Here is a 25534-nt window from a genome sequence, read left to right on the forward strand (position 1 = left end):
ATCCGCGACTGGATCCGTCCTCGACCGGTAACTTGTACAGGGCTCTGTTCACCGATCCGTTCACCGCACAGCGAAGACAGTTCCCATGAAGGTCGACACGCATAAGGCGAAGTCACTCTTATCCCGCTTGATCAAGCTGGCCCGGAAGGGGGAGGCACAGCGGCAGTCGGGAGGCCTCGAGGGGCGGATCGAGATCGGTCCTGATTTTGACGACGAGGACGAAGAGATCACTGCGGCGTTCGAAGACCCCGAACGCCGCTCAGGCGCACCGGTCTGAGATGGCCGCGATCGCGGAATCGATCTCGGCGCGGGTGTTGAAGAAGTGGACGAGAGGCGGAAATCGCGCTCCTGCCGGACCGGCGACGCGAGGATCCCCTCGTCCTCGCGCAGATCGTTGTAGAGCTGCGTGGCGTCGCACCCATCCGGGAGCTGAACCACGAACACGCCTGAGCGGTCCGGGCGCGACCGGGGGGACGACACCCCCAGCCCGTCCGTGGCGTCCACCGTCTCGATCGCGTGGTCGATCAGCGACTGGATCCGCTCCTCGATCCTCTCCAGGCCGATGTTCTCCATCCACTCCAAGGCGCGGGCGAAGCCGGCGAAATCCGCCAGCCCGCGGGTGCCGAACTCGTACCGCGCGGCGCTGGGGAGCAGCGTGTACTCGCCCTCGTAGTCCATCGTCGCGTGGCTGTGGGAGCCGGCCCAGCTCAGCTGCACGTCGTCCAGCAGTTCCCGGCGGACGAAGAGCGCGCCGGTGCCCTTGGGGCCGAGCAGCCACTTGTGACCGCAGGTGGAGTAGCAGTCGCAGCCGAGGGCGCGGAAGTCGGTGGCGACACAGCCGGGGCCCTGCGCGCCGTCGAGGTGGTAGCGCACGCCGCGGGAGCGCAGGAGGTCTCCGAGTTCGGCGGACTCGTCGGCCCGCAGCGTCCGCCCGTTGTTCCGCGACACGTGGCTGATGCTCACCATCCGCGTCCGATCGGAGAGCTGGCCGCGGACCTCGTCGATGAGGCTCGTGCCCGTGTTCAGGTCGATCTCGCGGATCACGATCCCGAACCGGTCCCTGAGGACGTACCACGGGATGACGTTGGCGGGGTGTTCCTGGTTGGAAATCACAACCTCGTCGCCCGGCTCCCAGTCAAGGCCCCAGGCAGCGATGGCGATCCCCTCGGAGGTGCTGTGTGTGAGCGCGACCTCCTCGGCCTCCGCGCCGAACACGCGCCCAAGCTGGGCCCTCAGGTCAGGCTCGATCCGGGCCATCTCGGTCGAGATGCGGGGCTCGGCCGGGCTCCTGTTCTGGAAGGCCAGCCGTTCCTGAACGTGTTCGATCACAGCCTCGGGAGCGGGACCGATCCCGCCGGTCTGGAAGTACAGGCTCTCCGTCGAGGCGGGGATCTCGGCCCGCGCCCGCGCCACCCACGCTTCCTGCGGATTCCCCGGACCGGCTGGCGAGCGGCTGGCAGCGTCGTCGGGCGCGCCGTCCGACCCGCCCTGGAGGGCAAGCCGTCGCACGGGCATGATCGGAGCCAGGGCCAGCGCGCCTGCCGACCGGCGGAGGAAGTGACGTCGACTCGTGTTCATGGTGCGTCCCCCGGCTCTCCTTCGCTGAGGATCAGCCACCGCAACCTCTCCTCGCTCACGGTTCTGCGCAGCGGAGCGGCCGCCCGGTAGAAGACGAAGCCCAGCGCGGACCAGGCGGCGAGCACGATCCACTCGGCGGGGATGCGCCCCCCTGCGGCGCGGAAGGGCTCCCACGCGGCGACGGCCGCCAGCCCCAGCGCGAGAAGGGCGCTGAGGTACAGGAACGCCCGACCTCCGGGCACGGTGTAGGGGCGCGGCTGATCGGGCCGCGTCTTTCGCAGCCGGAGGACGCCGAGCACGACGACGAGAAAGACCACTCCGGCCGAGATCGAGGCGCCGCCGACGATCACCAGGATCGCGTTTCGCCCGAACAGCGCGCCCACGGCCCCCATGACCGCGACGAATATCACGGCGGTCGACGGCGAGCCGTGTCGCTCATGCACCGCGGCGAGCCGGTGCGGGATCATGTGGGCCCGCGCCATGGCGAACACGATGCGCGTGGCCGCGAAAAAGAGCGCGTTCCATGTCGTGATCAATCCGCACAGCCCCGCGAACAGAACGACGCGCCCGAGAAGCGGTGACGTAAAGGCCGCCTCGATCGCCGCGGCGGCCGGGAGTTCCGCCGCGAGCAGTTGCGGGCGCGGAAGGCTCATCGCGGTCGCCAGGATCACGAGACAGTAGAAGAGGAGTGCGAACACGATCGAGGCGCCGATCACGCGCGGGAGGAGCCGCAGTCGGGCGCCCGACTCCACTTCTTCCATCGCCTGTGGGATCGTGTCGAACCCCGCGTACCAGAACCCGGCGGTCGCGAGCACCACGGCCACGCCGGCCAGCGCGGCGCCCGGTGTCGTCCCCGTGAACATGGGTTCGAGGTTGGCGGCGCTGCCTCCCGCCACCCCGGCGATGACGAAGATCAGGGTGAGGACGATGAGCCCGCCCGTCATCAGATCCTGGAACCAGGCGGCCGTCTTCCCGCCCCGGTAGTTGATGATCGCGATGACGGCCATGACCGCGAGCCCGAGCGCGAGGCTCCACAGCCGCACCTCCTGCCCCAGCAGCGTGTAGATGACCGGACCGCCGAAGCCCGGGACGAGCGCGGAGACGACCCATTCGACGGAGATCGCCTCGAAGGAGGTGGTGAAGATGTAGATGAAGCCGAGGAACCAGGCGCAGGCGAAGCTCCAGCGCGCGCCCCACGCCTCGAACACGTAGGCGACCTCGCCCCCCGTGACCGGGTACGCGGCGGCCATCTCGGCGTAGCAGAGGCCGATGGCGAGCATGCCGAGGCCGCCGACCACAAAGGCGATGATGGCCCCCAGCACCCCGGCGCCGCTCAGCCACGCACCCATGACAGTGATCCAGCCCACCCCGATGATCGTCCCGAAGGCGAGCGAGAAGAGGGAACGAAGCCGGATCCCCCTCCCGAGGACCTCCCGCTCCCGCCCGGAGTCCGACGCGCCGGGCTCAGCCATGGGTTCGGTCACTTGCTCGGTCACGCGCTCGCTCCTGACCTCAGCTGTACTGCGACGGGGTGGCCGAGAGGCCGAGCATCTCGCGCGCCTGCGCGGGCGTGGCGACCTCCCGGTTCAACTCGTGCGCGATCCGCACGGCCCGCTCCACGAGTTGCCGGTTGCTGCGCACTTTCTCCCCGCGCCGGTAGTAGATGTTGTCCTCGAGCCCCACCCGGACGTGTCCGCCCATGAGGGTGGCGAGCGCGGTCATCGGCAGCTGGTGCGGGCCGATGCCGGAGCAGAGCCACACCGATCCCTCGGGGAACTCCCGCACCATGTTCACGACGTTGTCCACCGTGGGCCAACTCGACGTCTGGTAGCCCATCACCGTCTGCACCCAGTACGGCGGCTCGATGAGATCCTGCGCGATGAGATCCCGGATCACCCACCCGCAGCCGGGATGATAGGTCTCGAGCTCCGGCTTGATCCCGCGCGCCTTCATCTCCGCCGCGAAGTGCGCGATCTGCCTGTACGAAAACGGCACGCAGTCGTCGTACTCGATCACCGGCCGGGGGTGCGTGAATTCCTCACCGCGCGGCTTGAGTCTGAACTTCCCCATGTCCGGGGCGAGGTTCAGCGACGCGACTTCCGGATTGGCGTCGAGGCAGGACAGGCGCTGTTCATCGTCCATCCACAGGTCGCCGCCCGTGGTGTTGTTGATGATGATCCCGGGGCAGCGCTCGCGCAGGCGGCGGTTCGCGTCCAGCCACACCTCGGGCGTCGTCGCGCCCTTCCACAACGTCTCGGGGTTCCGGGCGTGGATATGCACCATCGAGGCGCCCGCGTCGTACGCCTCACCCACGGATTCGGCCAGTTCCTCCGCGGTCTCGGGCAGGGCATCGTTGTATTCCTTGCCCTGGATGCCGCCGTTGGAGGCGAGGCAGATGATCACGGGGGGCATCCCGCCGGTGACCCGCTCCATGTAGGCGTAGGGATCGCCGTAGTTCCACGTTTCGCTCGCTGTCTCAGTCACTCGATTCCTCGGCATCTTCCCCCGTATCCGCTGGGTCGGGGGTTTGGGGTGAAGCGCTGGCTGTCGCCTCGCCGGAGGCTCATGATCGTCCCGGGAGCCTTGATCGCGGAACGCGGATTCACAAGAGGGATTCGCGAGAGCCATTCACAAGAGTCGGGGGATGTCATGTCCGAAGCGGTGGGGGTGGTACGGACCGTTGCCATCGTCGGCGCAGGCACCATGGGGCGCCGGATAGCCTACGGGTGCGCGGCGCGCGGCGTCCGTGCAAGACTCCATGATGTCTCCGGCGCGGCCCTCGCCGAGGCGCTGCCGGCTGTGCATCTCCTGCTCGAGGCCGATGCGGAACGCTCCGGCGCCACGCTCGCGGAGGCGCGCTCGCTGGTGGAGACCTGCGACGACCTGGAGGCGTGCGTGCGCGACGCCGACTGGGTCATCGAGACGGTGCCCGAGGATCTCGAACTCAAGCGCGTCGTCCTGGCCCGCATCGGCGCGGCGGCTCCGTCCACCGCCCTCATCGCCTCGAACACGTCATCCCTGCCGGGCTCGTGGCTCGCGGAATCCACGGGACGCCCGGCCCGGTTCACGAACATGAACTTCGGCACCCCGGAGCACCTCAAGGTCGAGGTGATGGGGCACCCTGGAACCGCTCCCGAGACGACCGAAGCCGCCAAACGGTTCCTCCGCCAACTGGGCCTCGTGCCGATCGTGGCCCGCCGTGAGATCCAGGGCTACCCGACGAACCGCATCTGGCGTGCGATCAAGAAAGAAGCGCTGCACCTGATCGCCGGGGGCTACCTGAGCGCGGAGGAGATCGACCGCGCGTGGATGCTCGACTGGGGGACCCCCATCGGCCCGTGCGGCCTGATGGACGCCGTCGGGCTCGACGTCATCCGCGACATCGAGAACGTCTACCACGAGGCGTCGGGCGACCCGTCGGACCGGCCTCCCGAATTCCTCGAGCGGATGATCGAGCGGGGAGAACTCGGTGTGAAGTCGGGGAAGGGCTTCTACACCTATCCGTCTCCCGCCTTCGAGCGGGAAGACTGGCTCACCAGCCCGGACGCCTGACGCCGGCGGGGAGGGCCCCGGACAACCGAATCGGCTTCCGGAGTTTCTCCTCTTACGAAGACCTTCGTTGACAGAGCACGAGGCACCACGTATCGTTTCGTACGAAGATGTTCGTACAAGATCGGTCGAGGGTGCCGAAGAGGGAGGTGGAAGCCGTGAAGGATCCGACGTTCAGCGACCGCGAGTTGGACATCATGAGCGTCCTGTGGCGCAGGGGGTCCGGTTCCGTGAGCGAGGTTCAGGATGCGCTCGAGGATGGGGTCGGCTACACGACGGTGCTCAAGATCCTCCAGATCCTGGAGAAGAAGGGCGCCGTCGGGCACGAGGCCGAGGGCCGCGCCTATCGCTACTTCCCGCTCGTCGCCTCCGAGGCGGCCGGAGAGACGGCCCTGTCCCGGATCCGGGACAAGATCTTCGGCGGGTCGGCGGAACTCGTTCTGGCCCAGCTCATCTCGGGTCGGGAGGTGTCGCCGGAGGAACTGGAGCGCATGCGGCGCATCCTCGATGAACTGGAGGAGAGCGAGCCATGACTCTCGCCACGATGATCTACGGACTGATTATCGCCGCCCTCGTCGGCGGGGCCGCGTGGTTCCTCGACCGGGGTCTCCGAGCCGCCGGACGTCCGACCCGGTGGATCTGGATCGGCGCTCTCGGGGTCGGCGGACTGGCGCCGTTCCTTCCCCGATTCCTTCCCGCCGCAACGCCCGGGGGCGGTCCCGGATCCTTCGCTCTGCCCGTCCACGCTCTCTACCAACTCGGGACGCCGGGAGCGGCGATCCCCGAACGGAGTGGGAACATGCTCGCCGGGATCGGGCCGGAGGACGCTCTCGGAGCCCTCTGGCTCCTGGGCTCCGTACTCGTCCTCATTTTCTTCGCCCTGCTTTGCCTCCGTCTGCGGCGACTGCGGGCGACGTGGGAGCCTCGGGAGGTCTGCGGAGAGGAAGTCCTGCGGTCGGAGCGGTTCGGGCCGGCGGTCGTGGGGCTGATCCGGTCCTGGATCGTCCTCCCGTCGTGGAGCTTCGGACTCGGCGAAAGGGAGCTCGAGATGGTCGTGCTCCACGAACGGGAGCATGTGCGGGCGCGCGATCCCGCACTCCTGGCGGTGGGGCTCCTGCTCGCCTCGCTCTCGCCCTGGAATCCCGCGGTCTGGTGGTCGCTCGCAAGGCTCCGTCTCGCCGTTGAAGGGGATTGCGACCGCCGCGTTCTGGCCCGTGGCACACCGGCGCGAGCCTACGCGCGCCTTCTCTTGACGGTCGCCGCCGGATGCCGGCGGACGCCGGATCCGGTGCCCGCCTTGATTCGTGGCGGTCCCTCCGTAATCGAAAGGAGACTGAAGATGATCAGCACTGCGACTCGGAGGCCCCGAATCCGGGCTTCCATCATGGCCGCCGCGGCCGGGTTGGGTCTGTTCGCGCTGGCCTGCGACACCCCGGTCCCGCAGGGCTTGGACGAGCCCGAGCGCGCCTCGCGTCTGGAAGGCGTCGTCAGCGTGGAAGGAGTCACTAGCGCGGAAACCACTGTCGGCTCGGAAAGAGGTGTCCGTCTGGAAGCGGAGTTCGGGTACGTGGAGGAAGATGGAACGTACCTGGTCCACTCGGGAGAATGGGCGGTCGATCCGGAAGCGGGCGTCGGGTACGTGGACGAAGACGAAGTCTTCCAGGCGCTCGAGCTCGACCCGGAAGTCGAAGCGCGCATGCGCGCAATGGTCGAGCGCCTTGAGGTTGAGGTCGAGAGTACGCGCGAGAAGCTCGCGGAACGCCTGCGAGCGGGCGAAATCAAGAAGGGAACGATCCCCAGAGATCTGTGGCTGCGTCTGGGAACCGTGGCGGACCACCTCGAGGAGTTGTCGGGTCCCGAGTTGAAGGAGACGACGACTGAGTTGGCCATGGAGGTGCGCCGACTCCACGCGGCCTTCGAAGCAGGCGAAATCACGCCCGAAGAGGCGCAGCAAATGCTCCGGACCCAAATGGAGGCCCGCAGGGTCCGTCTGCGCTTGCCCGACAGGCCGCACTGATCCGCGGCCCCGGGTCCGGAGACCGTTGCGGCCCGGCGTCCCCGACGGCACCGTAACTCTGTTCGGTCGCGCCTCCGAGCCTTGACCCGCGGGTCGGCTCGGAGGTGCTCGTCGCGGGACCCTCGGACCCGGGGAAACACATGACTCCGTCGCGTCGCTTCGCGGCTTCGTTTGCCGCCGTCCTGACTCTGGCCGCCTTCACCCCCGCCCCCGCGGCCGATCTCGTTCCCGCCCTCACATGCGACCAGCTGACCGCCATGTCGTGGAGCGGCTTTGTGCTCGACGAGGTATCGGAGGTCGAAGCCGGCGCGAACGACCCGGCGCACTGCCGCGTGCGGGGGACGATCGACGAGGAGATCCACTTCGAACTCCTCCTCCCGCTGGCCGAGGACTGGAACGGCCGCTTCCTCATGGGCGGCGGCGGCGGGTTCGTGGGGAGCGTACAGAACCAGGCGCTCCAGTTCGCGGGGCCGACCTCGGTCCTGAGCCGGGGGTTCGCCACGGCGGGGACGGATACCGGACACCAGGGCCCCGGCATCGACGCGAGCTGGGCCCTGGACCGGCCCGACCGCGAGGTGAACTTCGGCCACCGCGCCGTTCACGTGACGGCGGAGGCGGCGAAGACGATCATTCGCCTCTTCTACGAGCGCGACATCGAGTACTCCTACTTCATCGGCTGCTCCCGCGGCGGCGGCCAGGCGATGATGTCGTCGCAGCGATATCCGGACGACTTCGACGGCATTGTGTCCGGCGCCCCCGCCTACGACTGGCCCGGTCTGGGCGCCTTCTTCCTCCAGACGCAGCAGGCCCTGTATCCCGATCCGAACGATCTCACGACGCCGGTGATTACGGACGAGGCCGCGGCCACCCTCGAAGCCGCGATCCTCGACGCGTGCGATGGTAACGACGGCGTCGAAGACGGGTTCATGACGAACCCCATGGCATGCGACGTCGACATCGCGTCGATTTCCGGACTGACCGACGAACAGCGGGCGGCCGCGGAAGTGATCTACGGCGGCGCCCGCGTGGGAGACCGTCACATCTATCCGGGCTTTCCCTTCGGGGGCGAGACGGACGACGGAGGGTGGAAGCTGTGGGTCACGGGGCGCGAGATGCAGCTCGGTCCGGGCGGACCGAACCTCCACTACGCCTTCGGCACCCAGATGTACAAGTACATCATCTTCGACGATCCGGGCTTCGACTACTCCGCGTACGACTTCAGCGACTACTTCTCGTGGGAGGAGGACACGCGCCGCGCCCGCGGGATCCTGAACGCGACGGACACGGATCTGAGCGGGTTCAAGACGGCGGGCGGCAAGCTGATCCTCTGGACCGGATGGTCGGACTCCGCGATCCCCGCCAGCGGCACGATCAACTACTACGAGGGTGTGGCGGCCGGGGACGAGGAGGCGGACGATTACACCCGGTTGTACATGCTGCCCGGCGTGCTGCACTGCGCCGGCGGTCCGGGCCCGGATTTCGTCGACTGGATCGCCGCCATCCAGTCGTGGGTCGAGGTGGACGAGGCCCCCGAGCGGCTCGTGGCGACGAAGTTCGGCGAGGAGGGCGTGGAGATGCAGCGCCCCGTCTGCCCGTGGCCGGCCTACGCCGCCTACAACGGCACCGGTGACCCGAAGCGCGAGGACAGCTTCGAGTGCGTCGCTCCATGATCACGCTGCGGGTGAACGGCGAGACGCACACGGTCGATGTGGATCCCTCGACGACGCTGCTCTACGTCCTCCGCAACGACCTCGGACTGCGAGGGCCCCGGTTCGGCTGCGGTCTCGGCCAGTGCGGGACGTGCACCGTGCTCATGGACGGGCGCGCAGTCCGTTCCTGCATGCGGCCGGTGTCCCGCGCGACCGGCGAGATCACCACGCTCGAAGGGCTGTCTGCGGCCGGTGAACTGGATCCGGTCCAGCAGGCGTGGATCGACGAGCAGGTGCCGCAGTGCGGGTACTGCCAGAACGGCCAGATCCTCACCGCCAAGGCGCTGCTCGACCGCAATCCGACGCCGAGCGACGAGGAAATCCGCCAGGGGATGAACGGCGCCCTCTGCCGCTGCATGACGTACTACCGCATCCAGTCCGCGGTGAAACGCGCCTCCGAAGCGATGGCCGCCGAGGCCGGCGGGGAGGTGGATCGGTGAGGCCGCCCGCGGAGTTGCCGGCGGGGATCGACAGGGCGCTGGCCCCGTGGGAGGGGAGCACCTCCCGTCGCGACTTCCTGAAGACATCGGGGCTCTTCGTCCTCGGCTTCAGCGGCGTAGGAGGCATCGGCGTAGCGGGACTCGGCCGGCACGGCTCCGGCGATCCCGCGGAGGCGAACCCGTATCCCGATCCGGACTACCTGGTGCTCGACTCATGGCTCGTCGTCCATGAGGACGGCACGGCCACCTTCTACGTCGGCAAGACCGATGGCGGGCAGGGCACAGGGACCGCCATGCGGCAGATGATGTGCGACGAGCTCGACCTCGCCTACGAGCAGGCGACGCTCGTCATGGGCCGTACCGACATGACCGTGGACCAGGGCGGCTCCGGTGGATCCGACGCCATCGAGCGCGACGCGCTGGCGGCGCGGCGGGTCGCGGCCGAAGCGAGACGGGTCCTGCTGGAACTGGCCTCGGAGCGGTTCGAGGTCCCCGTGGGCGAACTCACGGTGAGTGAAGGCGTCATCTCGGCGGCTTCCGATTCCTCGCAAACGGCCACGTACGGCGAACTGATCGGCGGCCGGCGCTTCGACGTCGCCCTCACGGGGAGGAACGTCAACGAGACGACCGGCCTCGCGCCTATCAAGGCGGTCCAGGAGCTGAAGATCGTCGGCCAGTCCATCCCGCGGTACGACATCCCGGCCAAAGTCGACGGGTCGCTCGAGTGGGCGGTCGACGTGAAGCTCCCGGGCATGGTCCACGCGCGGAACGTGCGGCCTCCCTTCGCCGGCGCCCGCCTCGTCTCCGTCGACGAGTCCTCCGTGCGCGACGTCCCCGGCTTGATCCGTGTGGTGCGAGAAGGGAACTACGTCGCGGTCGTATGCGAACGGGAGGAACAGGCGATCCAGGCGGCGGAGAGCCTCGCCGTGGAGTGGGAGAAGCCGGAGACGGCGCCCTTCCCGTCCTCGGAGGACCTCTTCGACTACATGCGCGGAGCGACGCCCGTCGGCGCGGGCAACGGGAATGCTCCCCGTCCGCGCCTGGAGGGCGACCCCGACGCGGCGCTCGCGGGCGCGGCGACGGTCGTCGAAGCCGGCTATGACATCCCCTTCCAGGGGCACACGGCGATCGGGCCGGCCCACGCCTTGGCCGACCCCTCCGACGGGCAGATGACGATCTATACGAACGACATGAAGCCCTACAGCCACCGCACCGGGATCGCCGAGTTCCTGGGCATGCCGCCGGAGCGGGTGCGGGTGATCTGGATGGAGGGACCGCAGCTCTACGGGCGCACGGCGGCGGACGATGCGGGCTTCGAGGCGGCGTACCTGGCCCGCGAACTGGGCCGACCCGTCCGGATGCAGTGGATGCGGCACGAGGAGACGGCGTGGGATACGAAAGGCCCGGCCTTCGCCATTGACCTGCGCGGGGGTCTCGACGAGGCGGGGAACGTGGTCGGGCTCGACTACCGCGCCCGGATCGCCAACTACGCGCACGTCGGGTACAACCAGGCCGACACCGTGCTCATCGCCCAGCTCATGGGGATCCGGCCCGAACGGCCGCCTCCGGGCGGCGGCCGGGGGCCGGACGAGATGTACCACATCCCGAACCGGCGCGAGGAGACGCGGGCCGTCCGTTTCCCGCTCGCCTTCGAGACGCCGCTCCGCACCGGCAACCTGCGCGATCCCAACGGCCCGCAGACGGCCTTCGCCGGCGAGTCGTTCATCGATGAGATGGCGGCGGCCGCGAACGCGGACCCGATCGAGTTCCGCCTCCGTCTCCTGCGCGGCACGACCGATGACGACGCGACGTTCCGGAGGGCCCGCTCCATCGCCGTCGTCGAAGCGGCCGCCGAGGCGTACGGCTGGGAACCGAGGCCCTCGCCCCGCGCGCTGGGAGACGGGCGCATCCTCACGGGGCGCGGCATCTCCTACGCGTACCGCATACAGACGGCTGTTGCCACCATCGCCGAGGTGGAGGTCGACCGGGAGAGCGGGCGCGTGTGGGTGAAGCGCATGGTGTGCGCGCACGACTGCGGCCTCGTGATCAATCCGGACGGCCTCGAGAGCACGATCCAGGGCAACCTCCTGCACGGGATCAGCCGAACGCTGTACGAGGAGGTGCAGTTCGACGGGGAGCGGGTGACGAGCGTCGACTGGCGCACGCACCCGACGATCACACACAGGGACGCGCCCGAGCAGATCGATGTCGTGATCGTGAACGGCGATCCGAACCCGGACCGTCCGGATCTGCCGCACTACGGGGCGGGCGAGCCCTCGCACCGCACGGTCCCGGCCGCCGTGGCCAACGCGATCCACGACGCGACCGGCGTGCGCATGCGCCGCATCCCTCTGCGCCCCGAGCGCGTCCTCGCCGAACTCACGGCGGCGGGCGTCTCTTGAGAAATTGCTTTCGCACGTTTCTCATGCACTCGCGAAATCACCGTAACAGTCTAGGCCTCACGGTTCTAGTTTCGGCGTTCTGCGCGGGATCCGTAACCGCGCAGAGCGCCGAGTTGAGACTGGTCGAGGAGTTGCGGCTGGGACGGGTCGACGGGTCGGGCCCCGACGTATTCGCCAACATCGATGATCTTGCGGTCGATGCCGGCGGCCGGATCTATGTGGCCGACGTGGGCTGGAGGGAGGTCCGACTCTTTGACCGTGACGGACGGTTCGTGCGGCGGCTGGCGCCCGAGGGCGACGGACCGGGCGAGAGGCGGTACTGGCCCGCCGCGGTGTCGACCCGGGTTACGTGGGACGCACTTCGGGACCGGCTGTGGATCGATGACGGTCTAAATCTTCTCGTGCTGGATTCTCTGGGAGCGGAGTACGCGCGCGAAACGCGGGCACCGGGGTTTCTCCCAGGCAACAGAGAGCCCATGGGGACGGTGTTCCGAGTCGATGTACGGGGTCGCCTGTACCAAGTCCTGCAGGGGCCATCCGGGGGCAGCGATTCAACTTACGCTTACCTTGCGCGCGGGACGGCGGATTCGGAATTCACGTTCGTATCTGAGCGTATGCTTCGGATCGAGGCGCGAGCGGTCATCAGGGGACCGCCACGGACGCGGCGAACCCGGGGAGCCACCCACACCTATACCATCGACAGCCACGAGCCTCCGCAGACAGCCTGGGCGGTCTCGCCCGCCGGCGAGCTGTGGGGCACCGGCATCAACGAGCCGCGCCTGTGGGCACTCTCGTTCACGGGAGATACGCTACGCACGATGTCGTTGGCGGGCGCGGTCGGCTCCAAACGGATGGAACTGGACATCTCGCCGGAGGGCTGGTTCTGGATACGGCGCGAGCCCGGCTCCGATGCACGCAGCACCTGGGATCTGCTCGACAACTGCGGTGCGTACCGCGGCTCCGCATCGGTGCCGCACAACGTGTCGCTGACCGAAGTCGGCTCCGGCGGCCGCATCCATGTCGTGGCATCCGATGCACTGGGCGTCGAGTACGTCCTGCGTCTGCGACTGGAGGCGAACGTTGAGGCGCGGCCCTGCTAGGCTAGACTAGGCCAAGACATCCAGCCCCCGGCCCTGCGTCCCGGCGAGTTCGTAGCGCTCGTCGCCCTGTTGATGTCGCTCGTCGCGCTCTCGATCGACGCGATGCTGCCGGCGCTGCCTGCGATCGGCGCCGACCTCGGTGTGCTGCACCGGAACGACACCCAGTTCGTCATCACGGCGGTGTTCCTGGGCCTCGGATTCGGCCAGATCCTCTTCGGCCCGCTCTCCGACCGGATCGGGCGCAGAGCCGCCATCCATGCCGGTCTCCTCCTGTTCATGGCCGGCTGCCTCGTGAGCATCCTCGCGCCGAGCTTCGATGTGATGGTCGCAGGCCGCGTCCTGCAGGGCATCGGGGTGGCGGCCCCGCGCATCGTGACCATGGCCATGGTGCGCGATCAGTACGAAGGCCGCCGCATGGCTCGCCTCATGTCCTTCGCGATGGCGGTGTTCATCCTTGTGCCCACCGTCGCTCCGGCTCTCGGCCAGGGAATCCTGTGGCTCGGAGGCTGGCGGATGATCTTCGGCACGATCCTCGCCGTCGCTGCGATCGCGCTGGCGTGGTTCTCGCTTCGCCAGCCCGAGACGCTGCCCGCCGACCACCGCCGACCCTTCTCCCCGCGGGACATCGGCCGGGCCGTCCTCGAGGTCCTGAGGATCCGCGCCGCATTCGGATACACCCTCGCCGCGGGATGCGCCTTCGCGCCCTTCCTCGCCTACCTGAGTTCGTCCCAGCAGATCTTCCAGGACGCCTATGGAACCGGCGCGCTCTTCCCGCTCTGGTTCGGCGTGGTCGCCCTCTCATTCGGGTGCGCCTCGCTGCTGAACGGACGCCTGGTGATGAAGCACGGGATGCGGCGTCTCTCGAGGGGCGCGACGGCGGCGAGCACGCTGGTCTCGGCCGTCACCTGCGGCCTGTCCATCGTCTTCGACGGGCTCCCGCCATTCTGGCTCTTCATGGGCTACATGCTCATCGCCTTCTTCTGCATCGGGCTCGTGTTCGGGAATCTCAACGCCCTCGCGATGAAGCCGCTCGGCCACATCGCCGGCGTGGGAGCGGCCGTCGTCGCGTCGCTCTCCACGTTCATCGCGGTGCCGGCCGGCGCGCTCGTGGCCCACGGCTTCGACGGGACCATGTACGCGCAGATCGCCGCCTTCGCCGTCTTCGGAGCGGGGACGCTTGCCGCCATGTGGTGGGCCGGGAGCGGCGGGAGCGAGCGGAACGGTCCGTCCCCCGCGCAGGTCAGATCTTGATGTACGTACCGCGCCGGTGGAGGAGCCACATGACGCCCAGCCAGAACACGACCTGGGCCAGCGCCATCGCGAGCGATCCGCCGTAGTCGCCCGCCCACGACCTGAAGGCGTTCTCGTACAGCCACGCGCTCAGCGACATGCCTCCGTCGCCCCCGACCCGGATGCGGGTCAGCGTCTTGGCGAACATGCCGGAGGCGACGAACACCGCGATCGAATTCATCCCGTACACGACGAACGGCGTCACCCACGCCCCGCGCCAGCCGTCCCGGATCCGCTTCGCGTCGATCGCCCAGTACATGGCGCCGAACAGGAGCAGGGCCGTCCCCGCGCTGAACAGGACGTAGGAACTCGACCACAGGTTCTTGTTGATCGGGAAAACTGTATGCCACGCGAGTCCGAGCACGACGAGCGAGGCGCCGGCGATCCACATGCCGCGCGCGATCTTGCCTCTGGAGCGATCAGTCCGCAGCCATTCGCCGCAGAAGATCCCCAGCAGGCACGTCCCGACGGCCGGCAGCGTGGAGAGGAGTCCCTCCGGATCCCACGTCCCCTGCCACAGCCGGTCTCCCATCAGGAATCGGTCGATACGGGCGCCGAGATTACCGTCCGGCGACAGGTCCCCCGCCACGAGGGCCCAGTACCCGAACAGGAGCACGCCCACCGCGGCCCACCGCACGCGGGCGGACCCCCACAGATAGAGCGCCGCCGCCGCGCAGTACACGAGCCCGATGCGCTGCAAGACGCCGTAGAGGCGCATGTCGAACAGGTCGAAGTCCGGGATCGCCCGCATCGCGAGGCCCAACCCGATCAGAATGAGCGAGCGGCGTACGACGTGCCGGAACAGCCGGCTCCGGTCCGTGCCCTCCGCGAGGCGGCGCGAGAAGGAGAAGGGGATCGCGACGCCGACGATGAAGAGGAAGTAGGGGAAGATGAGGTCGGTGGGCGTCCACCCGTGCCATTCCGCGTGGGCGAAGGGCGCGTAGACGTAGCTCCAACTGCCGGGATTGTTGACGAGGATCATCGCCGCGATCGTCAACCCCCGGAACGCGTCGAGCGAGACGACGCGCCCACCCGCCGGTTCGGTCATGACGAACCCCGTGCTGCGCTGGAAGCTGTTCTTCGGGCTACCTGCGAGAGCGGTCTCCGCCGCGACCCCTGCCACCGGCGCCGGCCATGGAGCGGTTCCCGAGGTACCAGGTGAAGTTCAGCATCACGTACTGCGTGAGCGACTCGACCCGGCGCTCCTGGATGAATCCGGGCGAGTTCGTGTACGACACACCCTGATTCTGGCCCAGAAGGTCGAACCCCACCAGCCGGATCTCGGCCTGGTCGTTCAGGATGCGGCGCTGCAGGGAAGCCTCCCAGAGCGCGACATTCCGCCCCGGGCCGAACAGGTCCTGGTCGTAGAGCCTCCACTGGAACTCCGTGCCCAGCGTCCACGCCCCCAGATGGACATCCGCGCTCCCGTACAGCGTGGAGTTGACGTAGTCCTCGTTCAATTCCTCGTTCAGGGAATAGCTGACGTCGCTCAGCGTCACCTTGGCGCCGCCGCGCACGTCGTAGTCCTCCTTGGCGCGGTTCTCAAGTTCGATCCCGACGGTGTGCGAGAGCGACCGGCTCAGGTTCTCGACCTGGTTCACGAACTCGTTCGAACTGGAGTATCCGAGGTTGTAGTTCACGTCCACCTGCCCGCCCATCCAGCGCAGCGGCGTCCCGAAGCTCGCGCCCCCGTCCGCCGACCACGCGCGCCCGAGGTTCACGGGCGAGATCGTCTGGAGCCCCCGCTCCGTCACCGTCCGGGCCTGGGAGATGTCGTTCGTCGTGACGCTGACGTTCGCGTACGTGAACAGGTTGACGAAGCTGAACGTGTCGAAGAAGCGGTATTCCGTCCGCAGACGGTGCGTGTACTCCGGCTGCAGGTCCGGATTCCCCTCCCGGATCCGCAGCGGATCGCGATTGTCGACGAAGGGCTGGAGGTCCGTCATGCGCGGCTCGCGCGTCGAAGTCGAGTAGCGGAACTGAAGCGTGCGCATGTCGTCGAGCTGCAGCCGGTATTCGGCGTTGGGCAGGACGTGCGTGTATCCGTTGGTGATCTCCTCGCTGCGGTCGAGAATCGTGCCCTCGAGGTTCGAGCTCTGGACCCGCACGCCAAATGTGAGCCGTCCCGCCTCGTTGGTACGGTTGAAGCGGAAGCCCCCGCGCAGGTAGCTGTACGTGCGCTCGAATCCGGAGGTGAGGAGCGGGTTCAGCGTCCGGCCGTCAGGCCCGATATCGAACACCGACTGGTTCTCGTCCTCGTCGGTCGCGCTCCGTTCGCCGTAGACCTCGAGCATGGAGCCGGCGGGCATGGGCTGGGTCATCGAGAGACGGACCGAGTGCGTCAGCGTCTGCCCGATATTCGTCTGCTCCTGGAGCACGTCGCCAGCCCGGGCCCGCGGGTTCTCCACGTTGCCCTCGATCGACGACGCGAGGTTCGTCAGGCGGTCGGAATCGCTGAGGTTCACCCGGGCCTCCGCGAAGAGACTCCGTCCGCTGTCGTCGAGTCGCTTTCGCCACGTGAGTCGGGCATCGCCGCCCACGTCGTCGCTGTCCACGTCGTAGTTCGTCGCCGCGGCCGTGAGGAACTGCCCGGTGCCAGAGTGCGTGTCCTGGAAGTCCACGCGATCGAGGAGAGAGGTGCGCGCGTTCAGGTTCCCGCGGAGCCGCAGTTCATGGCCCTCCGCGAGCGTGAACTGAGAATTGAGGTTGACCCGATGGCTCGCGTTTTCGGTGTCCGTGCGCGTGGCGCGATCGACGAGGGAGGAAGCGCTCGTGCCGAGGAGTTGCTCCTGCCTTCGCGTCTCGTTCTGGAAGTTGTCGAGCGCGCTGAGACGGTAACTCGTCCGGATCCAGTTATCGTCGTTCCCGCCAAAATCGTGGTTGACGTTGAGCCCCAGCATGGCGGTCTCGGTGAGTCCGTCGTCGCCTCCGCCGCTGCGGCCGAAATCCCGTCCGCCGAACGACATCGCATCGCCCCACCCGAACCCGGCCTGGTTCACGTTGTTCGCGCTTCCGACGAGGGCAAGCTGCGTGGCGGGGGAGAAACGGTTGATCGACAGGGCGCCCGCGTACGGGATCCCGCCGGCCACCGTCCCGGATTCGCTGGTGGCGGGGAGCCGCGCGGTCGCGCGCTCGCCGAACCCGGGGGAGACGGACGCGTTCTCCACGTCCGCCCCGAGTCCGCCCGACGTACGGCCGAAATAGCCCGACCGCGCCTCTTCCTTGAGTTCCAGGTTGATCGTGCGCTCTTCCTCGCCGTCGGCGATGCCCGTGAACTCGGCCATGTCCGATTCCTTGTCGTAGACCTCCACTCGGTCCACGGCTTCGGCGGGCAGGTTCTGGGTCGCCATCGTGGGGTCGCCCCCGAAGAACTCCCTGCCGTCCACGAGGACGTTCTCGACCTCTTCGCCCTGCGCAGTGATCGACCCGTCGTTCTCGACCTCGATGCCGGGAAGCTGCCGCAGCAAGTCCTCGACCGTAGCGTTGGGCCGCGTGCGAAAGGCGAGCGCGTTGTAGCCCAGGGTGTCCCGCCGGTTCAGGAACGGGACGTGGTCGAGCGTAACGACGAGCGGGTCCATCTCCACCGCCATCACTTCGAGGTTGATGGTGCCGACGTTCACGTCCTCGCCGGTAAGCGAGAGGTCCTGCCGCACCGTTCCATGTCCGAGGAGCGTCACCTGCAGGACGTACTCGCCGGCTCCGAGGCCTTCGATGGCGAAGGCGCCGCTGCCGTTGGAGGTCGTGAACCGGGTCAGCACCGAGTCGGGCTTCGCCAGCGCCACCACCATGGCGCCGCTCAGACCCCCGCCCTGCGTGTCGGCGATCATGCCGCTCACCGTGTATTCGGCCTGGGCCTGGACGGCACGCGGGGTTAGCGCCGCGAATACGAGCCCGCTCGCGAGCAACGCCAGGATCATGCCCGGCCGCGCCACGGACGTCGAAGGAGTCGTCAGCCGCCTCATCGGAGCCCCCCGTCGAAGGGGCGACGCCGGTTGCCGGCGCCGCGCGTAGCTTGGATTTCCTCGATCTTCTCCGCCACGAGGGCTTCGTACTCCTCGCGCGTGACCATGTCTCCCTCCGTCGGCGGTGCGATCTCGACGTCGCCGAGTCCCTCGAGGTTCACTTCTGTCGCCGAGTAGAGCAGGTGCCCACCGTCGACGGAGAGCACGAGGATGAGCCCGGGAAGCCCCCCGAAGTCCGCCGGGCCCGCCTGCACCGGGATCTGGGGCGTGAACCAGGCTTCGATCTCCGCCCCGTTGTGGACGGCCGTCGCCTCCTGGACCATGTATCCGAGGAACTCGCGCTGCTCCGTGCCGAGTTTCCACTGGTACGTGGGCCGATCCCCCCGAGATGAGGAACGTGCGGCCCATGAACTCGCGCGTTTCCGTGATCGCCCCGCTCCCGAAGTCCACGTAGGCCTGGATCATGTCCTCCTGATCGCTGCGCGAAGCCGACTCCATCCGCAATCGCAGCGCCATCCCGAGCGCGCGGCGGTCCATCCGATCCGAGTCGCCGGCGCCGCTCCCGCGCGCCTCTTCCTCCTCCTCCGGATCCGGCATCATGATGGAGTGCGAGCCGTCGAAGAGAAGAACCATGGTGGCCGCGCTCTGCGCCGCGATCCGGTCGCGCAACTCCGCCCAGCGCTCCGGCACGTGAAAGTCGTACTGCACCGAGCGCAGGTAGTGCACGTGACCCGCCTGCGCGCCCAGCGCCGCGGGCGCGATGGCCGCAATGGCCACCGGCAGGGCCGCCGGAAGGAAAAGCTGTAACCGTCGCTCGAACCGTCGTCGTGTAGTCATGGAACCCGCCGTTTGTCGTCCGTTATCCGTTAGATGGGACACACGGCGCCAAGGTCACGTTGTAAGGGCGAGAGTTTACCGATTGAGAGCGGAAGGGCGACCGATTGAAAGTGACTCGGTGTCCACCTGAGAATCAGGTCGGCGCGTCGATCGCCACGCGCCGCACGTCGCGGCGCAGGACGCTGCGCATGCGAGCGAAGAGGAGGACGGCGACCACGGCGAGCCCGGCGGCCAGGCCCCACCACAGGCCGCGCGGCCCCCAGTCGGCGCGGAAGGCGAGGAAGTAGCTCACCGGCACGCCGAGCAGCCAGAAGCCGAGGGCGTTGACGAGGAAGGGCGTGAACGTGTCACCGGCGCCGCGCAGCACGCCGGCCGCGACGGTCTGGAGGCCGTCGGTGACCTGGAAGACGCCGGCGATCGGGATCAGGGACGCGGCGATCGCGATGACCGGGAGGTCGTGCGAATAGAGGCCGGCCCAGAAGCGTGGGAAGAGGAGGAAGGCCGCCGCCGTCGCGAGCATGAAGACGCCGCTGAGCTGGATCCCGGCGGCCGCGGCCCGCCGCGCCCCGCCCATGTCCTCCCGTCCGACGGCGAGTCCCACCCGCACGGCGGAGGCGCCCCCGATCCCGTACGGTACCATGAAGGTGAGCGCGGCGAGGTTGAGGGCGATCTGGTGCCCGGCCATCGCTTCGGTGCCGAGCCAGCCCATCATGACGCCGATCACCGCGAAGGCGCCGAACTCCAGTTGGTGCTGGAAACCGATGGGCGTGCCCAACCTCACCATGCGCGCGAGCGCGCGGCGGTCGAGAGCCTCGCGCCGGAAGCGGCCCAGATAGGGACGCATCGACGGCCACGACAGCGCGAGCAACGCCGCCGCCATGCACCAGCGCGCCAGGCTCGATCCCCACGCCGAACCCACGGCCCCCAGCTGCGGAACCCCGAGGTTGCCGTAGATCAGCACCCAGTTGAGGAAGGCGTTCAGCAGGTTCGCCCCCGTGATCGTCCACACGATCGGCTCCACGCGACCCATTGCCTGCAGACTCTGTCGCAGCACAACGAACGCGTAGAACGGAAGCATCCCGAGGATCGATCCCAGCGCGTAGCCTCCCGCCACCGGCACGACGTCCGCCGGCTGCCGAAGAAACTCGAACACGCGCGCCGCGGGCACGAAGAGCAGTGAAGTAACTACGGTCAGGAAGAGGGTTAGAACGAGCGCCCGCTGAATCCCCCGCGCCGCCGACTCATGGTCTCCCGCCCCGACTCCCTGAGACACGATGGGATCGAGGGCCATCAGCACGCCCATGCCGAAGACGGCGATCTGAAAGAAGTAGAGGTTGCCCAGGCCGACCGCGGCGAGATCGGTCGCCGACAGGTGGCCGACCATGAGTGTGTCGACGACGCCCATCATCATGATGCCGACCTGGACGGTCACGATCGGGAGGGCCAGACGGAGCATGCGCGCGAGGTCCGCGCGGCGCGGGGCGAGATTCATCGCGCCATCCTGCGTCCGACGAGTTGGGAAAGGCAAATCGGGAAAGGCAAATCCGTTGCCGCCCCACAGCGCCGCGGATAGACTCCGCCTCAACCGGCGGGAGGGTCGCCGAGACGGGGAACAGAAGGGGGCGCGACATCGAGATTCTGACGTTCACGGGCGGACCGTTCGTGCAGAACACGCTGCTCGTGGTGTGCGAGGACGGCCGCACGGGGCTCTTGATCGATCCCGGAGCCGCCACACCCGAGGCGCTGGCCGAGGCGCGCGCCCGCGACCTGGACATCGCGGCACTCCTCGTGACGCACGCCCACCTGGACCACATCGACGGCCTCAAGGAGGCGAAGGCGGAGACGGGGGCGCCCATCTTTCTCCATCCGCTGGACCGGCCGCTCTACGACAACGTGGCGAACCAGGCGCTCGTTTTCGGGGTGCCCTGCGTGGAGCCGCCGCCTCCCGACGTCGACTTCGTTCCCGGCGAGAACGTCGCCTTCGGCGGTTCGGAGTTCGAGGTCGCGTTCGTGCCGGGCCACGCTCCCGGACACGTCATGCTAGTCTCCACGTCACACCCCGTCGCGATCGTCGGTGACGTGATCTTCCGGGGTTCGATCGGGCGGACGGACCTGCCGAGCGGGGATTACGGCGTGCTCATGGACTCGATCCGCTCACAGGTGTTGACGCTACCGCCCGAGACGCGGCTCTACCCCGGACACGGCCCCGAGACCACCGTGGGGCTGGAGCGCGACACCAACCCCTTCGTCCTACAGCTCCACAGCGGCCGCTGGGTCTGACCCCCGTCAGACCGAGATCCCTCGCCAGCCGTGACCCCCGCGCCGTGTGGCGTCAGGGGTTCGTGGCTACGGGCTCGAAGGCCTTGAGGACCTCTCGCGTCATGTCCCAGCGGTCGAAGCCCTGCCGGCCGTAGTCGAGTCCGCGGCGGACGATGACCACGTCGTGTGACGGGACGATGACGACGAACTGGCCGCGGTTGCCGGCGGTCGAGTAGGCGCCCTTCGGCACGTCCGTGCGGTCGTCGGGCACGAGCCAGAACTGGCCGCCGTAGAAGTTCCCGGTCTCGGACGTGGCGGGAGCGGGCGTACGCACGAAGTCGATCCAATCCTCGGAGATCAGGCGCTCGTCCTTCCACATCCCGTTCTGGGCGTAGAGGAGGCCGAAGCGGGCCAGATCCCGGGCCGTCGTGTAGACCTGGCTGCTCATGATGAAGTCGCCGAAGCGGTCGGTGCTGAGGTACGTGTTCCGCATCCCGATCCTGTCGAGGAGACGTTCCCGCGGGAACTCGAGATAGGCCTGCGGGTCGCCGATCGCCTGCTTCATCGCGTACACGCCGAGCAGCGTGTCGTAGTTCTCGTAGTCCCAGAACGTCCCCGGCTCCCGCATGAGCGTACGGTTGCGCGCCCCGTCCACCGAACTCGCGCCGGCCCAGTAGGAGAAGCCCGAACCGGTCGCGTACTCCATCCCCCAGCTGTCCACTGGATAGAGTCCGCTCGACATGTTGAGTGCGTGGCGGAGGGTGATCTCGCGCCGGGGATCCGTCTCCGCGGAGCCCGCGTTGTCCGGGAGCCAGTCGAAGGGGAGGGGGTCGTCGAGCCCCAGCTTCCCCTCGTCGACGAGCATGCCGATGAGCGTCGAGGCGATGCTCTTCGCGGTCGACCACGTCCGCGTCTTCGTGAACTTGTTGATGCCGGGGGCATAGCGCTCGTGGATGATCTGCCCGTCGTGCATGACGATGAGGCTGAGCGTCACCTGCTCTGGAGACGCCCGGTCGAATGACCAGTCGGAGGCGGCCTGGAGCGCGACGGGATCGACGCCGGCCGGCAGCGGGCGGCTCTCGACGAGGTCACCGTCGGGCCACGCCATGGCGGCGGGATCACCAGCCAGCGGCGGCGTGCTCAGGATCGGGAGGTCGTCGATGTCGTCGAACGTCTGGTCCGGCGACATGATCACGCACCCGATCCCCTCGCGGAACGCGGCCCGCATCGTCGGGATCGCTCCGGGAGCCCCGATCGCGACGGCCTTCCTCTCCCAGTCCACCTCGTAGTCGCCGCCCTCGGCCGTGCCGACCGGGTCGCTCAGGTAGGCGAGTTCCTGCTCGAAGACCTGCTCCAGCGTCCGCTCTCCTGTGAACAGGCCGTTGCACTGGAGGATGGCCTGAACGCCGCGCTGGATCATCTCCCTTTGCGGCGCGAAGTAGTCGTAGGTCTGCTCCTGCTGGGCAGCGGCGGCGGTCGGAGCGACGAAGACAAGCGCGATGGCCGCAAGCGTGAGGCGTTTCATGACTTCCCCCGAAGGCTGGACGAGATCCCCTGGAACCGGATGAACATTGGGGGGTTCCACGCGCGCGGCCAAGGACTGGCAGGTCGCGCATTCCCGAGCCCGGAAATATCGTGTCCCCGTGATCGACCAGATTCTCTACGGCTGCATTGCGCTCATCGCGCTCACCAATCCGCTCGCCGAGCTGCCCTTCTTCTTCGCGGCTACGGACGGATTTTCGCGTTCGGAACTCCGGCGCGCGGCCGTGAAGGTTGCGGTGGGCGTTCTGATCGTGCTCACCGTCGCCGCGGTCGCGGGAGCGCGCATCCTCGCGGTGTTCGACGTGAGCTTCGCCGCGTTCCGGACAGCGGGCGGGCTCGTCGTCATCCTCGCCGCGCTCGAGATGCTCCGCGGCGGCGGATTCGGAATCACGGGCGTGCGTCGGGCCCCGGGAGAGACGGAAGACCATCTCTGGGTCCCGCTCGTCATGCCACTCATCGCGGGGCCGGCGGCGATCACGGCAGTCATCACGCTGGCGCTCGATGAGGCCGGCGCGTTGATCGGGATTCCCGTCGCCACGCTCATCGCGGTACTCGTCTCAGCCGTGGGCGTGCTCGCGGTCCTGCTGGCAGCCAGCTTCCTCTCGCACGCGCTGAGCCGACGGGCGGTCCGGATCTTCGAGCGCTTCTCGGGCCTCATCCTGCTCGCCATCGGCTGCCAGATGTGCCTCGGCGGCATCCGGGAGTTCTTCGCCGGCTAGCAGCCCTGGGCGCCGGGCCGGTTAGGGGACGATGTCGACGACGATGTTCTCGTCGAAATGAGCGGCGAGATCGGAGAGGAAGAGCGACATGGTGGCGTGGTGCCCCATGAGGTAGCGGCTCACGAAGCGGAAGACGGGACTGTAGACCTCCCCCTCCTCGGTAATCGTGACGGTCGCACCCGCGGTCGTGGGTTCGATCTCGAAGATCCAGCGGCCTCCGAAGGGCAAGCCCTCCGACAGGATCGTCGACACGAGCCGGCTCGGGGGCTCGCTCTCCGTCAACTCCATGGGAAGCGGCCCGGTCGCCCCGAGTTCGAGCCAGGCCGGCTTCCCGTCTCGCGCCGGGAGTTCCTCGATGCTCTCGACGGAGGGCCGCCATTCGGGATACGCCCGGTAGTCGACGACGGTCGCGAAGATCTCCTCCGCGGGGACGGCGAACTCGGCGCGCACCGCCGCCACGTGTTCCTGCGGCAGCGCACTGCCGACGCCGTAGACGACCCCGACCAGGCTCGCGACGACGACGAGCATGCCGATGATGATGCGTTTCAGTGTGCGATTCACGGGATCGTTTCCGTCAACGGGGATCGATGGTCGCGCAGGATGGGCAGCGTGAGGCAGGTCGGGCCGCCTTCACAGGGGATGCAGAGTGCGTCCCCGTCGAAGAGCGTGACGTCGCAGCCCGCCTCTCTCATGAGCCGGACGGTCTCCGGGAACCCGCCGAGCGCGATGCATCGCCGCGGGGCCGTCGCGAGGACGTTGAGGTTCAGTCCTCCCGAAGCCATGAACTCGTCATCCCCCGCTTCCAGACACCGGATGCCGCGCTCCCGCATCACTTCGTAGAGCGCGACGGGGAAGAGTCGGGGGTAGATGAGCGCCAGATCCCGGTCCAGCGGGCTGACCAGCGACAGGAGGTGAAGGCAGGCGGCGCTTCCCTGCCACATCGGGAGGTCGAAGACGAGGACCTGTATTCCGAGCGGCGCCAGAAGATTGCGGAGCTGGTCAATCCCCGCCTGGTTCGTACGGAAGCCCCGGCCTACCGCGAGCGTGGCATCGTCTACCCACAGGAGGTCACCGCCTTCGGCGGTCCCCGGAGCTTCGATGGCACCCATCACCGGCACGCCGAGCCGCCGGTAAAGCGCCTCGTGGCTCGCCACCTCGGGCTGCCGCAGCGTCTTGCCCGGCCGCAGCAGGATCGGGCCGCCGGGCGTCATGAAGGAGGGGTCGAACGGGAACATCGCGTCGGCGAGACCGTCGTCCGCCGAGCCGCCGATCCACTCGACCGCGGCGCCCGAGGCCGCGACGCATGCCGCGAACGCGTCGTACTGGCGGAGCAGCCGGTCGGGCTCGATCGGCCCCGCGTAGTGCCAGCGCGCCGGATCCGCCTCCAGCGTCGCCCGGCCCGGCCGGCGCATCGCCACCCGCCTGAGCGGCGCCACCATGCCGGAAACGCCGAAACTCGCGGTCGCGGCGGTCGCGCCGCCGTCCGGTCGAACGCGGTTCTGCGGCAGCTCGTTCATCTGGCTGAAGCTACCGCGCCGCCGGTACCTTCGCTGGCCACGACGCCCCTGTTCGGCAACCCTTCACGAGGGATTGCAGCCTTGAACCGAAACCGCTTCCGCGACGCCTCCACCTTCTCCGCATACCTGGAGACGGTCGAGAAGAACCGCGACCTGTGGCACGCGCTGGCCCGCCGCGCGGCGGTGGACGAGGCAACGCTGGAGCGCGCCCGCGCCATTCCCGGCCTGTGGCACGTCATCGCGCTCACCGAAGACTGGTGCGGAGACGCGATCAACACCCTCCCCGTGTTCGACCGGCTGGCCGAAGCGGCCGGGAACATCGAACTGCGCGTCCTCCTGCGGGACGAGAACCCGGATCTGATGGATGCCCATCTCACGAACGGGACGAGTCGCTCCATCCCCATCCTCATCGTCTACGACGAGGCGTTCCGCGAGCGGGGGTGGTGGGGCCCCCGGCCGGCGCCGATCCAGGAATGGGTGATGACGGAGGGGATGAAGCTGGAGCCGACGGACCGGTATCGAGAGGTTCGGCGCTACTACGCCCGGGACAAGGGCCGCACCTCGCTGGACGAATTCCTCAGCATTCTGGAGAGCGCGGCCGCCGCCGACTGAG

20 protein-coding genes and 1 pseudogene are annotated in these 25534 nt (G+C 68.3%); 11 read left to right on the forward strand and 10 right to left on the reverse strand.

Annotation, left to right across the window (positions count from 1 at the left end; translation table 11 throughout):
• Nucleotides 1-60 precede the first annotated feature (60 nt).
• Genes ACOOGH_RS15750 through ACOOGH_RS15760 form a run of 3 tightly spaced genes read right to left on the reverse strand, consistent with a single transcriptional unit; the run spans nucleotide 61 to nucleotide 4062 of the window.
• Nucleotides 61-1578, reverse strand: a complete 1518-nt coding sequence (locus ACOOGH_RS15750) for an aminotransferase class V-fold PLP-dependent enzyme (protein ID WP_420449823.1) — start codon at nucleotides 1576-1578, stop codon at nucleotides 61-63.
• Entirely contained in the window at nucleotides 1575-3074 is a 1500-nt protein-coding gene (locus ACOOGH_RS15755) for an APC family permease (RefSeq protein WP_420449824.1), read from the reverse strand. The genes ACOOGH_RS15750 and ACOOGH_RS15755 overlap by 4 nt, the downstream gene beginning before the upstream one ends.
• Nucleotides 3075-3090: 16 nt before the next feature.
• Nucleotides 3091-4062: a 3-keto-5-aminohexanoate cleavage protein gene (locus ACOOGH_RS15760; protein WP_420449825.1), complete on the reverse strand. Its 972-nt coding sequence runs from the start codon at nucleotides 4060-4062 to the stop codon at nucleotides 3091-3093.
• 165 nt (nucleotides 4063-4227) lie between these two features.
• Here ACOOGH_RS15760 and ACOOGH_RS15765 point away from each other — a divergent pair, with 165 nt between their 5' ends.
• The 8 genes from ACOOGH_RS15765 to ACOOGH_RS15800 all read left to right on the forward strand — a co-directional run bounded on the left by ACOOGH_RS15765 (nucleotide 4228) and on the right by ACOOGH_RS15800 (nucleotide 14046).
• A complete protein-coding gene (locus ACOOGH_RS15765) occupies nucleotides 4228-5130 on the forward strand; it encodes a 3-hydroxyacyl-CoA dehydrogenase family protein (RefSeq protein WP_420449826.1) in 903 nt (300 codons plus the stop codon).
• Between the two features lie 155 nt (nucleotides 5131-5285).
• Nucleotides 5286-5660 (forward strand): BlaI/MecI/CopY family transcriptional regulator, encoded by a 375-nt coding sequence (locus tag ACOOGH_RS15770; protein WP_420449827.1) that lies wholly within the window; start codon nucleotides 5286-5288, stop codon nucleotides 5658-5660.
• Entirely contained in the window at nucleotides 5657-7144 is a 1488-nt protein-coding gene (locus ACOOGH_RS15775) for a M56 family metallopeptidase (RefSeq protein WP_420449828.1), read from the forward strand. The genes ACOOGH_RS15770 and ACOOGH_RS15775 overlap by 4 nt, the downstream gene beginning before the upstream one ends.
• Nucleotides 7145-7284: 140 nt before the next feature.
• Entirely contained in the window at nucleotides 7285-8814 is a 1530-nt protein-coding gene (locus ACOOGH_RS15780) for a tannase/feruloyl esterase family alpha/beta hydrolase (protein WP_420449829.1), read from the forward strand.
• Complete coding sequence (locus ACOOGH_RS15785) at nucleotides 8811-9293, forward strand: (2Fe-2S)-binding protein (protein ID WP_420450148.1); 483 nt, start codon at nucleotides 8811-8813, stop codon at nucleotides 9291-9293. The genes ACOOGH_RS15780 and ACOOGH_RS15785 overlap by 4 nt, the downstream gene beginning before the upstream one ends.
• Entirely contained in the window at nucleotides 9290-11695 is a 2406-nt protein-coding gene (locus ACOOGH_RS15790) for a molybdopterin cofactor-binding domain-containing protein (RefSeq protein ID WP_420449830.1), read from the forward strand. The genes ACOOGH_RS15785 and ACOOGH_RS15790 overlap by 4 nt, the downstream gene beginning before the upstream one ends.
• A 113-nt stretch (nucleotides 11696-11808) precedes the next feature.
• Complete coding sequence (locus ACOOGH_RS15795) at nucleotides 11809-12795, forward strand: hypothetical protein (RefSeq protein ID WP_420449831.1); 987 nt, start codon at nucleotides 11809-11811, stop codon at nucleotides 12793-12795.
• A 72-nt stretch (nucleotides 12796-12867) separates the two neighbouring features.
• A complete protein-coding gene (locus tag ACOOGH_RS15800; RefSeq protein ID WP_420450149.1) occupies nucleotides 12868-14046 on the forward strand; it encodes a multidrug effflux MFS transporter in 1179 nt (392 codons plus the stop codon).
• Here ACOOGH_RS15800 and ACOOGH_RS15805 read toward each other — a convergent pair.
• The 4 genes and pseudogenes from ACOOGH_RS15805 to ACOOGH_RS15820 all read right to left on the reverse strand — a co-directional run bounded on the left by ACOOGH_RS15805 (nucleotide 14036) and on the right by ACOOGH_RS15820 (nucleotide 20376).
• Nucleotides 14036-15133, reverse strand: a complete 1098-nt coding sequence (locus ACOOGH_RS15805) for an acyltransferase family protein (RefSeq protein ID WP_420449832.1) — start codon at nucleotides 15131-15133, stop codon at nucleotides 14036-14038. The genes ACOOGH_RS15800 and ACOOGH_RS15805 overlap by 11 nt on opposite strands.
• Before the next feature lie 37 nt (nucleotides 15134-15170).
• Nucleotides 15171-18002 (reverse strand): outer membrane beta-barrel protein, encoded by a 2832-nt coding sequence (locus ACOOGH_RS15810; RefSeq protein ID WP_420449833.1) that lies wholly within the window; start codon nucleotides 18000-18002, stop codon nucleotides 15171-15173.
• Between the two features lie 41 nt (nucleotides 18003-18043).
• Nucleotides 18044-18409, reverse strand: a pseudogene (locus ACOOGH_RS15815) (GLPGLI family protein); the annotation flags it as partial.
• Between the two features lie 608 nt (nucleotides 18410-19017).
• The gene (locus ACOOGH_RS15820) at nucleotides 19018-20376 is read right to left on the reverse strand and encodes an MATE family efflux transporter (RefSeq protein ID WP_420449834.1); all 1359 of its coding nucleotides are present in this window, start codon (nucleotides 20374-20376) and stop codon (nucleotides 19018-19020) included.
• Between the two features lie 170 nt (nucleotides 20377-20546).
• Here ACOOGH_RS15820 and ACOOGH_RS15825 point away from each other — a divergent pair, with 170 nt between their 5' ends.
• Nucleotides 20547-21164, forward strand: coding sequence for an MBL fold metallo-hydrolase (locus tag ACOOGH_RS15825; RefSeq protein ID WP_420449835.1), 618 nt, complete (start codon nucleotides 20547-20549; stop codon nucleotides 21162-21164).
• A gap of 52 nt (nucleotides 21165-21216) precedes the next feature.
• Here ACOOGH_RS15825 and ACOOGH_RS15830 read toward each other — a convergent pair whose 3' ends face one another.
• A complete protein-coding gene (locus ACOOGH_RS15830; RefSeq protein WP_420449836.1) occupies nucleotides 21217-22668 on the reverse strand; it encodes a serine hydrolase domain-containing protein in 1452 nt (483 codons plus the stop codon).
• A gap of 118 nt (nucleotides 22669-22786) precedes the next feature.
• On the opposite strand from ACOOGH_RS15830, the gene ACOOGH_RS15835 reads away from it, so the two are divergent.
• Nucleotides 22787-23404: a MarC family protein gene (locus tag ACOOGH_RS15835; RefSeq protein WP_420449837.1), complete on the forward strand. Its 618-nt coding sequence runs from the start codon at nucleotides 22787-22789 to the stop codon at nucleotides 23402-23404.
• Nucleotides 23405-23425: 21 nt separating this feature from the next.
• On the opposite strand, the gene ACOOGH_RS15840 is transcribed toward ACOOGH_RS15835, so the two are convergent.
• The gene (locus ACOOGH_RS15840) at nucleotides 23426-23965 is read right to left on the reverse strand and encodes an SRPBCC family protein (protein ID WP_420449838.1); all 540 of its coding nucleotides are present in this window, start codon (nucleotides 23963-23965) and stop codon (nucleotides 23426-23428) included.
• The gene (locus ACOOGH_RS15845) at nucleotides 23962-24921 is read right to left on the reverse strand and encodes a dimethylarginine dimethylaminohydrolase family protein (protein WP_420449839.1); all 960 of its coding nucleotides are present in this window, start codon (nucleotides 24919-24921) and stop codon (nucleotides 23962-23964) included. The genes ACOOGH_RS15840 and ACOOGH_RS15845 overlap by 4 nt, the downstream gene beginning before the upstream one ends.
• A gap of 81 nt (nucleotides 24922-25002) precedes the next feature.
• Here ACOOGH_RS15845 and ACOOGH_RS15850 point away from each other — a divergent pair, with 81 nt between their 5' ends.
• Entirely contained in the window at nucleotides 25003-25533 is a 531-nt protein-coding gene (locus tag ACOOGH_RS15850; protein WP_420449840.1) for a thioredoxin family protein, read from the forward strand.
• The last annotated feature ends 1 nt before the right edge of the window (nucleotide 25534 follow it).

This window comes from Candidatus Palauibacter sp., from assembly GCF_965213655.1.
Classification (GTDB): Bacteria; Gemmatimonadota; Gemmatimonadetes; order Palauibacterales; family Palauibacteraceae; genus Palauibacter.

Coding starts and splice junctions, on each gene's coding strand:
- ACOOGH_RS15750 (WP_420449823.1), bottom strand. CDS start 1,578: ATGAACACGAGTCGACGTCACTTCCTCCGCCGGTCGGCAGGCGCGCTG.
- ACOOGH_RS15765 (WP_420449826.1), top strand. CDS start 4,228: ATGTCCGAAGCGGTGGGGGTGGTACGGACCGTTGCCATCGTCGGCGCA.
- ACOOGH_RS15775 (WP_420449828.1), top strand. CDS start 5,657: ATGACTCTCGCCACGATGATCTACGGACTGATTATCGCCGCCCTCGTC.
- ACOOGH_RS15780 (WP_420449829.1), top strand. CDS start 7,285: ATGACTCCGTCGCGTCGCTTCGCGGCTTCGTTTGCCGCCGTCCTGACT.
- ACOOGH_RS15785 (WP_420450148.1), top strand. CDS start 8,811: ATGATCACGCTGCGGGTGAACGGCGAGACGCACACGGTCGATGTGGAT.
- ACOOGH_RS15800 (WP_420450149.1), top strand. CDS start 12,868: ATGTCGCTCGTCGCGCTCTCGATCGACGCGATGCTGCCGGCGCTGCCT.
- ACOOGH_RS15805 (WP_420449832.1), bottom strand. CDS start 15,133: ATGACCGAACCGGCGGGTGGGCGCGTCGTCTCGCTCGACGCGTTCCGG.
- ACOOGH_RS15810 (WP_420449833.1), bottom strand. CDS start 18,002: ATGATCCTGGCGTTGCTCGCGAGCGGGCTCGTATTCGCGGCGCTAACC.
- ACOOGH_RS15820 (WP_420449834.1), bottom strand. CDS start 20,376: ATGAATCTCGCCCCGCGCCGCGCGGACCTCGCGCGCATGCTCCGTCTG.
- ACOOGH_RS15830 (WP_420449836.1), bottom strand. CDS start 22,668: ATGAAACGCCTCACGCTTGCGGCCATCGCGCTTGTCTTCGTCGCTCCG.
- ACOOGH_RS15845 (WP_420449839.1), bottom strand. CDS start 24,921: ATGAACGAGCTGCCGCAGAACCGCGTTCGACCGGACGGCGGCGCGACC.